The sequence below is a fragment of the Sphingomonas sp. CFBP 8760 genome, assembly GCF_014841615.1.
Lineage (GTDB): Bacteria > Pseudomonadota > Alphaproteobacteria > Sphingomonadales > Sphingomonadaceae > Sphingomonas.
The window spans coordinates 121,128-134,687 of sequence record NZ_JACYUG010000007.1 but is presented as its reverse complement, the minus strand read 5'-3'; the positions used below and the strand labels follow the sequence as shown (position 1 = coordinate 134,687).

General features: G+C 68.5%; 17 protein-coding genes. 15 read left to right on the top strand and 2 right to left on the bottom strand.

From position 1 onward, the window contains the following. Nucleotides 1-72: 72 nt before the first annotated feature. On the bottom strand, nucleotides 73-531 hold the full coding sequence (locus tag IFT82_RS11095) for a CopD family protein (protein WP_192126649.1): 459 nt from the start codon (nucleotides 529-531) through the stop codon (nucleotides 73-75). Further along, nucleotides 528-1,595, bottom strand: coding sequence for a uroporphyrinogen decarboxylase (gene hemE / locus IFT82_RS11090; protein WP_192126647.1), 1,068 nt, complete (start codon nucleotides 1,593-1,595; stop codon nucleotides 528-530). Before hemE ends, IFT82_RS11095 begins: the two co-directional genes overlap by 4 nt. A 330-nt stretch (nucleotides 1,596-1,925) precedes the next feature. Here hemE and IFT82_RS11085 point away from each other — a divergent pair, with 330 nt between their 5' ends. The 15 genes from IFT82_RS11085 (at nucleotide 1,926) to IFT82_RS11015 (ending at nucleotide 13,552) form a co-directional block, all read left to right on the top strand. Further along, nucleotides 1,926-2,765, top strand: coding sequence for a pyruvate, water dikinase regulatory protein (locus tag IFT82_RS11085; protein ID WP_192126753.1), 840 nt, complete (start codon nucleotides 1,926-1,928; stop codon nucleotides 2,763-2,765). Beyond that, nucleotides 2,762-3,352: a Maf family protein gene (locus IFT82_RS11080; protein WP_192126644.1), complete on the top strand. Its 591-nt coding sequence runs from the start codon at nucleotides 2,762-2,764 to the stop codon at nucleotides 3,350-3,352. The genes IFT82_RS11085 and IFT82_RS11080 overlap by 4 nt, the downstream gene beginning before the upstream one ends. Nucleotides 3,353-3,477: 125 nt before the next feature. Continuing rightward, the gene (locus tag IFT82_RS11075; protein ID WP_192126642.1) at nucleotides 3,478-4,338 is read left to right on the top strand and encodes a shikimate dehydrogenase family protein; all 861 of its coding nucleotides are present in this window, start codon (nucleotides 3,478-3,480) and stop codon (nucleotides 4,336-4,338) included. 79 nt (nucleotides 4,339-4,417) lie between these two features. Further along, nucleotides 4,418-5,011 (top strand): dephospho-CoA kinase, encoded by a 594-nt coding sequence (gene coaE, locus IFT82_RS11070; protein ID WP_192126640.1) that lies wholly within the window; start codon nucleotides 4,418-4,420, stop codon nucleotides 5,009-5,011. A 27-nt stretch (nucleotides 5,012-5,038) separates the two neighbouring features. After that, the gene (dnaQ, locus tag IFT82_RS11065) at nucleotides 5,039-5,749 is read left to right on the top strand and encodes a DNA polymerase III subunit epsilon (RefSeq protein ID WP_192126638.1); all 711 of its coding nucleotides are present in this window, start codon (nucleotides 5,039-5,041) and stop codon (nucleotides 5,747-5,749) included. 49 nt (nucleotides 5,750-5,798) lie between these two features. Then, nucleotides 5,799-6,425, top strand: a complete 627-nt coding sequence (gene hpf / locus IFT82_RS11060; protein WP_192126635.1) for a ribosome hibernation-promoting factor, HPF/YfiA family — start codon at nucleotides 5,799-5,801, stop codon at nucleotides 6,423-6,425. 59 nt (nucleotides 6,426-6,484) lie between these two features. Continuing rightward, nucleotides 6,485-6,952, top strand: a complete 468-nt coding sequence (locus tag IFT82_RS11055) for a PTS sugar transporter subunit IIA (protein WP_192126633.1) — start codon at nucleotides 6,485-6,487, stop codon at nucleotides 6,950-6,952. Next, entirely contained in the window at nucleotides 6,933-7,412 is a 480-nt protein-coding gene (locus IFT82_RS11050) for a PaaI family thioesterase (RefSeq protein WP_446740964.1), read from the top strand. The genes IFT82_RS11055 and IFT82_RS11050 overlap by 20 nt, the downstream gene beginning before the upstream one ends. Next, on the top strand, nucleotides 7,409-7,747 hold the full coding sequence (locus IFT82_RS11045; RefSeq protein ID WP_192126629.1) for a DUF1491 family protein: 339 nt from the start codon (nucleotides 7,409-7,411) through the stop codon (nucleotides 7,745-7,747). The genes IFT82_RS11050 and IFT82_RS11045 overlap by 4 nt, the downstream gene beginning before the upstream one ends. A 151-nt stretch (nucleotides 7,748-7,898) precedes the next feature. Further along, entirely contained in the window at nucleotides 7,899-8,495 is a 597-nt protein-coding gene (locus tag IFT82_RS11040; RefSeq protein ID WP_192126627.1) for a cell wall hydrolase, read from the top strand. A gap of 253 nt (nucleotides 8,496-8,748) precedes the next feature. Further along, nucleotides 8,749-9,252, top strand: a complete 504-nt coding sequence (locus IFT82_RS11035) for an MmcB family DNA repair protein (protein WP_192126751.1) — start codon at nucleotides 8,749-8,751, stop codon at nucleotides 9,250-9,252. A gap of 58 nt (nucleotides 9,253-9,310) precedes the next feature. Continuing rightward, a complete protein-coding gene (locus IFT82_RS11030) occupies nucleotides 9,311-9,565 on the top strand; it encodes a FeoA family protein (RefSeq protein WP_192126625.1) in 255 nt (84 codons plus the stop codon). Between the two features lies 1 nt (nucleotide 9,566). Then, the gene (gene feoB, locus IFT82_RS11025) at nucleotides 9,567-11,438 is read left to right on the top strand and encodes a FeoB small GTPase domain-containing protein (RefSeq protein WP_192126623.1); all 1,872 of its coding nucleotides are present in this window, start codon (nucleotides 9,567-9,569) and stop codon (nucleotides 11,436-11,438) included. 13 nt (nucleotides 11,439-11,451) lie between these two features. Beyond that, on the top strand, nucleotides 11,452-12,015 hold the full coding sequence (ssb, locus tag IFT82_RS11020; RefSeq protein WP_192126621.1) for a single-stranded DNA-binding protein: 564 nt from the start codon (nucleotides 11,452-11,454) through the stop codon (nucleotides 12,013-12,015). Nucleotides 12,016-12,025: 10 nt separating this feature from the next. Then, nucleotides 12,026-13,552, top strand: a complete 1,527-nt coding sequence (locus IFT82_RS11015; protein ID WP_446740963.1) for a sensor histidine kinase — start codon at nucleotides 12,026-12,028, stop codon at nucleotides 13,550-13,552. Nucleotides 13,553-13,560: the final 8 nt, after the last annotated feature.

Genomic DNA, 13,560 nt, shown 5'->3' with positions numbered 1-13,560 from the left:
GCGCCCATCCATCATCCCGGCCGATACCGGGATGATGGACGATGGACGCCGGATAGTGGGCGACGGGCGGGCTTACGGCTTCACGATGACCAGCACGACGATCAGCGTCACCGCCAGTGCGGGGATTTCGTTGATCATGCGCAGGTGACGGCCGGTCAGGGTCGGGCGATGGCGGGCGAGTTTCTTCGCATAGGCGACGGTCCAGCCGTGATAGCCCGACAGCAGCAGCACCAGCGCCAGCTTGGCATGGAGCCAGCCCAGGCCCGGTACCCCGTCGAACAGCCCCAGATTGGCCGCCAGCGCCAGCCCCAGCACCCAGACGACGACCAGCGCGGGGGTGAGGATGATGCCGCGGATCTTGCCCTCCCGCTCCACCCACAGGGCCGCCTCGTCGGTGCGGCCGGCGGCGAGCGCCTCCTGATGATAGACCAGGTAGCGTGGCAGCATGAACAGCCCCGCCATCCAGAAGATCACGAAGATCAGATGCGCGGCCTTGACCCAGTCATAGGCGGCGCCCAGCCAGCCGGTCATGCGGTCCTCCTGACGCGAGCGACGAGGCGCTCGACATGGACGATGGGCGTGTCGGGCAGGATGCCGTGGCCCAGGTTGAACACGTGCGGGCGATCCGCCAGCGCGGCGATGATACGGTCCACCCCCGCGTCCAGTTCCGCACCCCCCGCGATCAGCGCGAGCGGATCGAGATTGCCCTGCACCGGCAACCCCTTCGGCAGGTGCCGGTCGGCCCAGACCGGGTCCACCGTCTCGTCCAGCCCCAGCGCGTCGACCCCGGTTTCGCGAGCATAGGCGGGCAGCTTGCCCCCTGCCCCTTTGGGGAAACCGATCACGAGCAGGTCCGGCCGCGCCGCCTTCAGCGCGGCGACGATCGCGGCGTTGGGGGCGATCACCCAGCGTTCGAACTGCGCCGGCGACAGCGAGCCGGCCCAGCTGTCGAACAGCTGCACCGCCTCCACCCCGGCATCCGCCTGCGCGATCAGATAGTCGACCGTCATCGCGGCGATCGCATCGATGATCTCGGCAAAGGCGGCGGGGTCGCGATAGGCATAGCGGCGGGTTTCGCCCTGATCCTTCGAGCCGCGCCCGGCGACCATGTAGGTCGCGACCGTCCACGGACTGCCCGCAAAGCCCAGGAACGCGGTGATGGGCGGCAGCATCGCCGCGACGCGGGTGCAGGTGGCATAGACCGGCTCCAGCCGCGCCGGCACCCGTGTGAGCGCCGCCAGCGCGTGATCGACCAGTGGCGGCTCCAGCCGCGGCCCCTCCCCTGCTCCGAAGCTCAGTTCCTGCCCCAGCGCCCATGGCACCATCAGGATATCGGAGAACAGGATCGCGCCGTCGAAGCCGAAGCGGCGGATCGGCTGCACCGTCACCTCGGCCGCCGCTTCCGGATCGGTCGCCAGCGCGAGGAATCCACCCTTATCGAACCGTAACGTTCGATATTCCGGCAGGTAACGGCCCGCCTGCCGCATCAGCCAGAGCGGCGGCACGGCCGGTTTTTCCCCACGCAACGTGGCGATCAGCGGCTTGACGGGGGCGAAAGCCGCATCGGCGGCGAAAACAGCGTCGGTCAGGAGCATCTACTCATCAAAGAAGAATCGAAAAAGGTCGTGGTAGTAGTAGGCGCGTTGGCAATGGGGATTACGGATTCATCCCCGGATTGCCAACAGCTTGACTCATGCGCGTGCAGCGGGCCTCCACGATTCGGAATCATCAGCACACGTTTTCCACAATCTGTGGATAACTTTATGCCCTGTGGACGCGCCTGTGGATAAGCCGGGGATTATCACCGGCGGTGGCGCGGCTTGGCGGCCCCGGCCGGTTACGCTACGATTCGCCCTCATGTTATCCACAGCCCGATACCGGGGGTTTCCGCCCCCCTTCCCCGCCAGCCGGATCAGCGCGTGGCGCTGACCCGGCTCCACCTCCATCTGCTGTCGGATTCGACCGGCGAGACGCTGGAGAACATCGCCAAGGCGGCGCTGGCGCAGTTCGACGATGTCGAGACGGTGCGCCATTTCTGGCCGATGGTACGCACCGAGACGCATCTGGAGCGCATCCTGCAGGAGATCGCGCAGAATCCCGGCCTCGTCGTCTATACGCTGGTGAATCCGACGACGCGGCGCATCCTGGAGAATCGCTGCGCGGCGCTCGGCCTGCCGGCGGTGGCGCCGATCGATCCGGTCAACGACGCGCTGTCGGCGATGCTGGGGCAGCAGGCCAAGGCGCGTCCGGGGCGGCAGCACGTGCTGGACGCGGCCTATTTCGCGCGGGTCGATGCGATCCAGTGGACGATCGCGCATGACGACGGCATCGCGTGGGAGGAATGGGAAGAGGCGGACATCGTGCTGGCGGGGGTGAGCCGCTCGTCCAAGACGCCGACCTCGATCTATCTCGCCAATCGCGGCTACAAGACCGCCAACATCCCCGTGGTGGTCGAAAGCCCGCCGCCGTCGATCCTCTATCGCCTGCGCAACCCCCTGATCGTCGGGCTGACGACCAGCGCGGACCGGCTGATCCAAGTGCGACGCAACCGCCTGCTGTCGCTGAACCAGCAGGCCGACACCCCCTATGTCGAACAGGATGCGGTGGCGCGCGAGATCGCGTTCGCGCGGCGGATGTTCGCGGACAATGGCTGGCCAGTGATCGACGTGACCCGCCGCTCGATCGAGGAAACCGCCGCGGCGATCGTCTCGCTGGTCAACCAGCGGCGCGCCAATCCCGCGCCCGATGTCGGGGTGGACCTGTGAGTTTCGTTCTCGCCTCGCAAAGCGCGTCGCGCCGGGCGATGCTGGACGCGGCGGGGGTGCCGTTCGAGGCGGTGCCCGCGCGGGTCGACGAGGACGCGGCGAAGGCGGCGATGGCGCATCTTTCCCCGCGCGATCTGGCCGATGCACTGGCGGAACTGAAGGCGGTGAAGGTGTCGCGCAGCCGGCCGGGCGATCTGGTGCTGGGGTCGGATTCGCTGATCGCGCTGGCCGACGGCACCCGGCTCGACAAGCCCGAAAGCCGCGAGGAGGCGGCGGACCATCTGCGGCGGATGAGCGGCGGCACCCACGATCTGTGGAGCGCGGCGGTGGTCGCGGAGGGCGGGGCGGCGGTGTGGCGGCATGTCGACCGCGCGCGGCTCCATGTCCGGCTGTTGTCCGACGATTTCATCGCGGCGTATCTGGACGCGGAATGGCCGGCGATCGCGGGCTGCGTCGGCTGTTTCCGGGTCGAGGGACCGGGGGTGCAGCTGTTCAGCCGGCTGGACGGAAGCCATTTCACCATCCTCGGCCTGCCGTTGCTGCAGGTGCTGGACTATGCGCGGGTGCGCGGGATCGTGATGCGGTGAGGGACCGGCGATAAGAGCACCGTCATTCTTGTACCCCGGCGGAAGTCAGCGTTTCTCCTGCAAGATGATCGCCACTTCGGGCTCCCGCCTTCGCAGCGGCGCGGAATCGCGGTAGATCACCGCACATGACACGCCCGACTGAATTCACCCCCGACGCCGCCACCCCGGACCGCCCCTATGCCGAGGTGATCGGTGATCCGATCGGCCATTCCAAATCGCCGCTGATCCATAATTTCTGGCTCGCGGCGCTGGGGATCGAAGGCCAGTACCGTGCCACCCGGGTCGCGCCCGACGATCTGGCCGCGTTCTTCGCCGCCCGCGCGGCCGACCCGCACTGGCGCGGGTGCAACATCACCGTGCCGCACAAGGTGGAGGCGCTGGGCCATGTCGCCGATCCGGGCGGGGTGCGCGCATCGATCGGGGCGATCAACACCGTGTTTCGCCAAGGTCACCCTGAGCATGGGGCGCTGGCGGGGACCAACACCGATGCCGCCGGATTCTGGAGCCCGATCGGCGATCTCGACCTGACCGGGCAACCGGTGACGGTGATCGGCGCGGGCGGCGCGGCGCGGGCGATCCTGTGGGCGCTGGCGCGCGTCGGCGTGGGCAAGGTGACGGTGCTGAACCGCAACCCGTTGAAGGCGGCGGCCTTGTTGTCGTCGTTCGGGCTAAAGGGGCAAGCGCTGCCGCTGACACCGCAGGTGCCGCCCGCCGCGCTGCTGGTCAACGCCACCAGCTTGGGGATGACGGGGCAACCGCCGCTCGATATCGACCTGTCGGCGATGCCCGACGACGGCATCGTCTACGACATCGTCTATGCACCGCTGGAAACGCCGCTGCTGGCGGCGGCGCGGGCGCGGGGGCTGGATACGGTCGACGGGCTGGAGATGCTGATCGCGCAGGCGGCGGTGGCGTTCGCGATCCTGTTCGGCACCGAACCGCCACGCGAGCGCGACGACGAATTGCGGGCGCTGCTGGCCGGGTGAGGGGGGTGGGGCGCTATCTGCGTTCCACCGTCAGTTTATCATCCACCCCGGCGGAGGTATCCTTGCAGGGAAAGGAAAAATGGTGATTCTCGGCCTCACCGGATCGATCGGGATGGGCAAGTCGACCGTCGCGGCGATGTTCGCGGACGAAGGCGTGCCGGTGTTCGACGCGGATGCCGCGGTGCACCGGTTGCAGGGGCCGGGCGGCGGGGTGGTGGCGGCGATCGCGGCGGCGTTTCCCGGCACCACCGGCGCGGACGGGGTGGACCGGGCGGCGCTGGGTCGGGCGGTATTGGGCGATCCGGCGGCGCTGGCGCGGCTGGAGGCGATCGTCCACCCCGCCGTCGCGACCGAGCGCGCGGCATTCCTGGCGGAACACGCGACCGCGCCGCTGGTCCTGCTCGACGTGCCCCTGCTGTTCGAGACGGGGGGCGAGCGCCATTGCGACCGGGTCGCCGTCGTCTCGGCGGGGGAGGCGGTGCAGCGGGCGCGGGTGCTGGCGCGGCCGGGGATGACGCCCGCCCGGCTGGACGCGATCCTCGCCCGGCAACTGCCCGATGCGCAGAAGCGCGCGCGCGCCGATATCGTGATCCCGACCGACGGGTCGCTGGACGATACCTGTGCGGCGGTGCGCCGGACGATCGCCGAGCTGCGCAGCGGGGCGCTTGCCTGATCGATCGCGAAGGGCGATACCGTAGCGATGCGCGAGATCGTGTTCGATACCGAGACGACGGGCTTCAAGTTTTCCGAAGGCGACCGGCTGGTGGAAATCGGCTGCGTCGAGATGGTGGGCCGGGTGGAGACGGGCCGGACCTTCCACGCCTATTACAACCCGCAGCGGCCGATGCCCGCCGATGCGGAGCGGGTCCATGGCCTGTCCGATGCGTTCCTGCGCGACAAGCCGCTGTTCGCGGACGGCGTGGCCGCGCTGCTGGATTTCATCGGCGATGCGCCGCTGATCGCGCACAATGCCAGTTTCGATTTCGGCTTCATCAACGGCGAACTGATGCAGGCGGGCCATTCGGCGATCTGCCAGCGCACCCGGATGATCGATACGCTCCAGATCGCGCGGACCCGGCATCCCGGTGCCAAGCATACGCTGGATGCGCTGTGCGCGCGGTTCGGTATCGACCGGTCGCACCGCGTGCTGCACGGCGCGCTGCTCGACGCGCAGCTGCTGGCGCAGGTCTATGTCGAGCTGATGGGCGGTCGCCAGATCGGACTGGGGCTGGGCGAGGCGGCGCCGGCGGCCGGTGCGGTGCCGGTCGTCGCAGACGTGCGCCGGCCGGTCCGGCCGATGCGGGTTTTCACCGTCCCCGAGGGAGACGTTGCCGCCCATGCGGCGTTCATGAAGGGTATCCCCGATTCCCTGTGGGGACCATCGATCGAGGGGGCCGTGGCGTCCGGATGACGCCGTTCGGGGCAGAGCCAACAGGACTGTCCGTTCAATGGAGAAGACAATGGATATCCGGATTTCAGGTCATCAGGTCGAAACGGGCGACGCGCTCAAGATCCATGTCCAAGACCGACTCCAGGGTATCGCCGACAAATATTTCAGCCGGGCCATTTCCGCCGAGGTCACCTTCGGCAGCGGTCCGCACGATGTCGGTTTCCGGTGCGATATCGTCGCGCACGTGATGAAGGGCCTGGTGCTGAAGGGCAGCAACGACGCCCAGGACGCACACCCCGCCTTCGACGGCGCGGCCGAGAAGATCGAGAAGCAGCTGCGCCGCTATATGCGTCGCCTGAAGGACCGCCACGCCGCACAGGCGATCGAGGTGGCGGAGGCCGGCGCCTATGACAATGCCGGCTACACTCTGTTCGCCGAATCGACCGAGGAGGACGATCAGGGCGATGCGCCGCTGATCGTGGCGGAGACGCGCGTCGATATTCCCGAGGCCAGCGTCGGCGATGCGGTGATGATGCTCGACCTGCGCAACACCGCCGCGCTGCTGTTCCGCAATTCGGGCACGGGCGCGTACAACATGGTCTATCGCCGCGGCGACGGCACGATCGGCTGGGTCGAGCCGCAGCGCGATGGCGCCGCCGCGAACGCTGCGGCGGGCAGCGCCGCCGCCGCCGCCTGACTTGCCACCCCCGCACGACCCGCTATGCGGCCGTGCGGGGGATATGGCCGAGTGAACCGATGACCGATTTCAGCGATCTGCTGCGCCCCGATGCCGTGATGACCGGCCTGTCGGCGACGTCGCGCAAGGCGCTGTTCCAGCAGCTGGGCACACTGGCCGGCCCCGGCACGGGCATCGATCCGCGCGTGGTGACCGAAAAGCTGGCCGCGCGCGAGAAGCTGGGATCGACCGGCTTCGGCGGCGGCGTGGCCATCCCGCATGCCAAGCTGGAGGGGATCGCCGCGCCGGTCGGGCTGTTCATCCGGCTGGCTCAACCGATCGCGTTCGATGCCGTCGACGACCTGCCGGTCGACCTGGTCTTCGCCTTGCTGTCGCCGGTGGGCGCGGGGTCGGACCATCTGAAGGCGCTGGCCCGCGTATCGCGGCAGCTGCGCGACCGGGCGTTCCTGGCCAAGCTGCGCGGGGCGGGATCGCGCGACGCGCTGTACGCGCTGTTCACCATCGGCGATGCGCGTCATGCCGCATGAGGATATGCCGGCGGCGGGCGAGGCGGCGCATTTCCGCGCGCTCGAGTCGCTTTATGCCCGCGCGCCGATCAACCGGTTCTTCGAATCGTCACTGGAGATCGGGACCAGTGGCGTCGCCCGCATCCGCTTCACGCTGGACGAGCGGCATTTCCACGCCGGTGGCGCGGCGCATGGCACCAGCTATTTCAAGATGCTGGACGATGCCGCCTTTTATGCGTGCAACAGTCTGGTCAGCGACCGTTTCCTGCTGACCACCGCGTTCAACCTGTTGCTGACCAAGCCGCTCGGTCCCGGCCCGGTGGTGGCGGAGGGACGCTGGATCAGCGGACGTCGCCGCGTGTTCGTGGGCGAGGCGCGGCTGATCGACGCGGACGGGGAGGAGGCGGCACGGGGCACCGGCACCTTCATGCGATCGCGCATCGCGCTGGCGGGGTTGCCGGGATACGGGCCGGCGGCATGAGCGGCCGGTTGCCGAGCGGGCTGCTGGTGTCGGCGATGCTGCGGCGGTGCAACGATGCCGGCGGGTTCGGTGTGGTGCTGGCGAAGGGGGATGCGGGCGGCGGCACGATCCTGGTCGTCGTCGCACGGCCGGGCGAACCCGACCGGCTGTTGGAACGCGGCCCCGGCCCGACCGGCGAATCGATTTTGATCGATTCGACGCCGGCGGCGGGAACCGATGGCGGTATCGCGGATTATTGGCGAAGGCGGCGATCCCGCGACCCCGATCTGTGGGTCGTGGAGCTGGACGTCGCAGGCGCGGAACAGCTCGTCGCCGAAACCCTCCTGACGGTTTGACACCGATCCGGCCCTGAGTAACCGGGATGTCGGTCGCCATCGCGTTGTGCCGATCCGGGTGCGGTCCGGGCCGGTGACGCAGTCGGAGGGTGCCCGGACGGTCGGTTTCAACCGGTCGCGCCGTGAGCCTGCCGCACAGCCGTTTGAGTGAATGACGTTTCTTTCCGGTGTTGCGGCTGCTGCCGCCCTGCTCGTGTCGCTGGCCCTGCCGGGGACGATTGCCGCGGCCCATGCCGCCGAGCCGGTGAGGATCCAGCCCACGACACCGACGATCGCCGCCCCCGCGGCGGTACCCGCGAAACTCATCACCGTGCCGCCGTTGCCCACCACGGCCGATTTCACGACGCTGGCCGAGGCGGTCGCCGCGCAGGACAGTTCGGTATCGGGCGAGACGCTGCGCTGCCTGGCCGGTGCGATCTACTTCGAATCGAAGGGGGAGCCGCTGTCGGGCCAGCTGGCGGTGGCGCAGGTTATCCTGAACCGGGTGAAGTCGGGCCGTTTCCCCACCGATATCTGCAGTGTCGTGACCCAGCGCGGGCAGTTCAGCTTCGTGCGCGGTGGCCGCATCCCCGCGATCGACGAGGCCCGCAAGACGTGGCGGACCGCGGTGGCGGTCGCCCGCGTCGCGGTCGACAAGGCATGGGACACGGTGGCGGGCACCGCGCTGTATTTCAACGCGCGGGGCCGGTCGCCAGGCGCGGGCATCCGCCGGATCGCGGTAATCGGGAACCACTTCTTCTACCGCTGATCGCACGATGAAGAAGGGTGTTCGCGCAGAGGCGCGGAGGACGCAGAGGGTTGCGTCCTGATGTCCGCTTTTCCTGCCCGTCGGCCGATCGATCCGGTGATTGACACCTCTGCGTTCTCTGCGCGAGCAAACTTCTTCGCGGGGCTGAGCCAATTTATTCCGTCATTGCGAGCGTAGCGAAGCAATGACGGCGAAGGGGGCTTTGGACAGGATGGACTTGATCCGTTCGTGACTTGTTCTTATGCCGGCGCTTATGCTCGATACGCCGGCTCCCTGCATCGACGGTGATTCCGCGGCGAATCCGGCGCTTTGTGCGGCGGATGTATGCCGGGGGGTGACGCGGCTGCTGTTGCGGCACGACCTGACCGCGATGGCGGAGGTGCCGCTGGACGGTGGCCGGCGGGCGGACCTGATGGCGATCGACGCGCGCGGACGGATCGTGATCGTCGAGATCAAGGTATCGCGTGCCGACCTGCTGGGCGACGGCAAATGGCCCGATTACCTCGATCATTGCGACCGGTATTTCTGGGCGGTGCCGGCGGGGTTCGATTGCCAGCCGCTGGACGATCCCGCCTTCCTGCCGGCGCGGACCGGCATCATCGTCGCCGACCGCTACGACGCCGTGATCCTGCGCGAGGCGCATACCACGCCGCTGCCCGCGCATGTCCGCAAGCGCTGCACGCTCGCCTTTGCCCGGCGCGCAGCACGGCGGCTGACTGCGCTGATCGATCCGGAAGGGGCGGGGCTGGCGGGGTAGCGGGATTTATCGACGGACATTAATTGATAATCAGTCGCAAACCCATTATCTGCCCCCCATGGCGACCACCTTCGACAGTCTCGTGACCCTGCCCCGCCAGACCCGCGCCACCGTCGCGGCGATCGACTGGGGCCGACTGGCGGTGCCCGAGGCGCGCCGGCTGCGCGAACTGGGCTTCGACGAGGGTGTCGGGGTCGAGGTGCTGCACCGTTCGCGCTTCGGCAGCGGGCCGATCGCGTGCCGGATCGGCCGGATGACGGTGGCGTTGCGGCGCACGGTGGCGGCCGCGATCAGCGTCTCCGCCCGTCACTGACGTGAACGCCGCGCCGCTCGTGGCGCTCGTCGGCAATCCCAATGCCGGCAAGAGCGCGCTGTTCAACGCGCTGACCGGCGCGCGGCAGAAGGTGGGCAATTACCCCGGTGTCACCGTGGAGCGTCATTCGGGCCGGTTGTCGCTGGACGATGGCCGCCCGGTCGAGCTGGTCGACCTGCCCGGCACCTACAGCCTCGATCCCGGTTCCGCCGACGAACGGGTGACGTGCGACGTGGTGACCGGGCGCGGCGGGTTCGAACGCGTGCCCGACGCGATGGTCGTGGTGGTCGATGCCGCCAATCTCGACAATCACCTGCGTTTCGCGCTGCAACTGATCGCCCTGGGCCTGCCGGTGGTGGTCGCGCTGAACATGGTCGATCTGGCCGAGCGCGACGGGCTGACGCTCGATCCGGCGGTGCTGGAGCGCGAGCTGGGCGTACCGGTGATCCCCACCGTCGCGGTACGCAAGCGGGGGCTGGACCAGCTGCGTGCGGCACTGACCGGCATTGTCGGGGGAACGACGACGCGGCGGCCCTACAGGGTGCCCGATATCGCGGCGGTCGAGGAGGATATCGTCACGCTGCAACGCCGGGCGCGGGGCATCGCGCAGGCGGCGGTGATCGCCGAATCGCCGGGGCGGCGCTGGAACCACTGGCTGGATGCGGTCGCGCTGCATCCGGTGGCGGGGCCGGTGCTGTTGCTGGGGCTGTTGTTCGTGATGTTCCAGGCGGTGTTCGCCTGGTCCGAAGCGCCGATCGGCTGGATCGAGGCGGGGTTCGCCGCGCTGGAGGGATGGGTATCGGCGACGTTGCCCGACGGGTTCGTCCGCTCGCTGATCTCGGACGGGCTGATCGCGGGCGTCGGCGCGGTAATCGTGTTCCTGCCGCAGATCCTGATCCTGTTCCTGTTCATCCTGGTGCTGGAGGCGACCGGATACATGGTCCGCGCCGCGTTCCTGATGGATCGGATGATGGCGCGGGTCGGCCTGTCGGGCCGGGCGTTCATCCCGCTGCTGTCCAGCTTCGCCTGCGCGGTGCCGGGCATCATGGCGACGCGGACGATCGACGACGAGAAGGACCGGCTGACCACGATCCTGATCGCGCCGCTGATGACGTGTTCGGCGCGGCTGCCGGTCTACACCATCATCATCGCCGCCTTCATCCCCGACCGGCCGGTCTGGGGGTGGGTGGGGTTGCAGGGGCTGGTGCTGCTGGGGCTGTACGTGCTGGGCATCGTCGGCGCGTTCGTCGCGGCGCTGGCATTGCGGCGGACGGTGACGAAGGGCGCGTCGTCGGGCTTCATGATGGAGATGCCCAAATACCAGTGGCCGCAATGGCGCGACATCGCACTGGGCCTGTGGGGGCGGACCGAGATCTTCCTGAAGCGTGCCGGCACCATCATCGCGCTGACCACGATCGTGCTGTGGGCGCTGCTGTCGTTCCCCAAGCCGCCCGAGGGCAGCGGAATATCGCCGGTCGATTATTCGGTGGCGGGGCGGATCGCCAACGGACTGGAGGTCGTGGTGCGACCGATCGGCTTCAACCGCGACATCGCGCTGGCGCTGATCCCGGCGATGGCGGCGCGCGAGGTGGCGGTGGCGGCGATCGGCACCGTCTATGCGATCGACGATCCCGATGCCGAGGGCGGGCAGAAGGCGATCACCGAAAATCTGCGCGCGCGGTGGAGCCTGCCGACGGCGCTGGCGTTCCTGATGTGGTTCGTCTTCGCGCCGCAATGCATCTCGACCATCGCGGTGACCCGGCGCGAGACGAACGGCTGGAAGTGGCCGGCGTTCATGGTTGGCTATTTGTTCGCCGCGGCGTACATCATGGCGGGTATCACCTACTGGCTGGCGGTCGCCGTCGGCCTCTAATTTCGGGGCAATCATGGCGGGTAGCGTCAACAAGGTCATCATCGTCGGCAATCTGGGGCGCGATCCCGAAAGCCGGGCGTTCCAGAACGGCGGCAAGGTCGTCAACCTGCGCATCGCCACGTCGGAAACGTGGAAGGACAAGATGTCCGGCGAGCGCAAGGAGAAGACCGAATGGCATTCGGTCGCGATCTTCAACGAGGGGCTGGCCAACGTCGCCGAGAAGTTCCTGCGCAAGGGATCGAAGGTCTATATCGAGGGCTCGCTCCAGACCCGCAAATGGCAGGACCAGCAGGGCCAGGACAAATATTCGACCGAGATCGTGCTGCAGGGCTTCAACAGCGTGCTGACGATGCTCGACGGTCCCGGTGGCGGCCAGGGCGGCGGTGCCGGTGGTGGCGGCCGTAGCGGTGGCGGCGACGACTGGGCCGGCGGCGGCGGCAACGATTACGGCTCGGGCGCCGGATCGCGCGGCGGCGGTGCATCGGGTGGTGGCAGCCGTGGCGGTGGTGGCGGCGGCTTCGGCGGCGGTCAGGGCGGTGGCTTCGCCGATGATCTCGACGACGATGTTCCGTTCTGAGGATCGATGATTGAACCCTGAATCCCTGGTGTGTGCTGATGCCGATACCCGTGTCCTGTCGTTCTACGACGCGAACGGGATCGGGGCGGCGGGTGCGCTCGACGACCTGACCCGTTTCGCGGCGGCGCTGTGCGAGGCGCCGGTGGCGCTCGTCACGCTGCTGGAGGAGGAATATCAGCACTTCCTGGCGCGGACCGGCTTCGACGGAACGGGGACCCGGCGCGACATCTCGTTCTGCACCCATGCGGTGACGGCGGACGAGGTGATGGTGGTGCCCGATACGCTGGCCGATCCGCGCTTCGTCGACAATCCGCTGGTCACCGGGCCGACATCGGTGCGCTTCTATGCCGGCGCGCCGATGCGTGCGAGCGACGGCAGCGTGCTGGGCACCGTCTGCGTGCTCGATACGCGCCCGCGCACGGGATTGACGCCGCTCCAGCATCAGGGGCTGATGGTGCTGGCGCGGGCGGCGATGGGGCGGCTGGACGATCGCCGTATCGCCCGCGAACAGGGTGTCGTCGCCGCGCAATCACGCCGTGCGCTGGAGGAAAGCGACCTGCGGTTCCGCACGCTGGCCGACACGATGCCGCAGATGGTGTGGTCGACGCGGGCCGATGGGTTCCACGACTATTACAACGCGCGCTGGTACGAGTTCACCGGCACGCCCCCCGGCAGCACCGATGGCGAGGGGTGGAGCGACGTGTTCCACCCCGACGACCGTGAGCGGTCGCGGACGGTATGGCGGCACAGCCTGGAGACGGGCGAACCCTATGAGATCGAATATCGGCTGAAGCATTTCGACGGCACGTATCGCTGGGTGCTGGGCCGCGCGCTGGCGATCCGCGACGATGGTGGCACGATCACCCGCTGGTTCGGCACCTGCACCGACATCCACGAACAGAAACTGGCGCTGGAAGAGCGCGAGATCATCAGCCAGGAACTGGCGCACCGAATCAAGAACATCTTCGCGGTGATCGCCGGGCTGATCCAGTTCACCGCGCGCAACCGGCCCGAATTCGCGCCGATCGCCACCGATCTGCGCCAGCGGATCACCGCATTGGGCCGCGCGCATGATTTCGTGCGGCCGCACAGCGCGCAGTCGCGGCCCTCCGCCCGGCAGGACAGTCTGGCCGGTTTGCTCGCCGACCTGTTCGAACCCTATCAGCAGGGCGACGGCCTGCGGATCGTGACGGAGGGCGACGATATGCTGATCGACGACCGCTCCGCGACGCCGCTGGCACTGTTGTTCCACGAACTGGCGACCAATGCGACCAAATATGGCGCCCTGTCCGCCCAGGAGGGACGGGTGACGGTGCGGATCGATCAGGACGGCGACGACGTGACGCTGTGCTGGACCGAGACGGGCGGCCCCGTGGTGACCGAGCCGGCCAGCGGGATGAGCGGGTTCGGCAGCCAGCTGATCGAACTGAGCGCGGTGCGCCAGCTGGGCGGCACGGTGACGCGCGAATGGCGGCCGGAAGGGCTGGACGTAATGATGCGGGTGCCGCGATCCGCCCTGAGCCGGCGCGACGGGTAACGGCCCCA

Coding starts and splice junctions, on each gene's coding strand:
- IFT82_RS11095 (WP_192126649.1), bottom strand. CDS start 531: ATGACCGGCTGGCTGGGCGCCGCCTATGACTGGGTCAAGGCCGCGCAT.
- hemE (WP_192126647.1), bottom strand. CDS start 1,595: ATGCTCCTGACCGACGCTGTTTTCGCCGCCGATGCGGCTTTCGCCCCC.
- IFT82_RS11075 (WP_192126642.1), top strand. CDS start 3,478: ATGACACGCCCGACTGAATTCACCCCCGACGCCGCCACCCCGGACCGC.
- coaE (WP_192126640.1), top strand. CDS start 4,418: ATGGTGATTCTCGGCCTCACCGGATCGATCGGGATGGGCAAGTCGACC.
- dnaQ (WP_192126638.1), top strand. CDS start 5,039: ATGCGCGAGATCGTGTTCGATACCGAGACGACGGGCTTCAAGTTTTCC.
- hpf (WP_192126635.1), top strand. CDS start 5,799: ATGGATATCCGGATTTCAGGTCATCAGGTCGAAACGGGCGACGCGCTC.
- IFT82_RS11055 (WP_192126633.1), top strand. CDS start 6,485: ATGACCGATTTCAGCGATCTGCTGCGCCCCGATGCCGTGATGACCGGC.
- IFT82_RS11050 (WP_446740964.1), top strand. CDS start 6,933: ATGCGCGTCATGCCGCATGAGGATATGCCGGCGGCGGGCGAGGCGGCG.
- IFT82_RS11045 (WP_192126629.1), top strand. CDS start 7,409: ATGAGCGGCCGGTTGCCGAGCGGGCTGCTGGTGTCGGCGATGCTGCGG.
- IFT82_RS11040 (WP_192126627.1), top strand. CDS start 7,899: ATGACGTTTCTTTCCGGTGTTGCGGCTGCTGCCGCCCTGCTCGTGTCG.
- IFT82_RS11035 (WP_192126751.1), top strand. CDS start 8,749: ATGCTCGATACGCCGGCTCCCTGCATCGACGGTGATTCCGCGGCGAAT.
- IFT82_RS11030 (WP_192126625.1), top strand. CDS start 9,311: ATGGCGACCACCTTCGACAGTCTCGTGACCCTGCCCCGCCAGACCCGC.
- ssb (WP_192126621.1), top strand. CDS start 11,452: ATGGCGGGTAGCGTCAACAAGGTCATCATCGTCGGCAATCTGGGGCGC.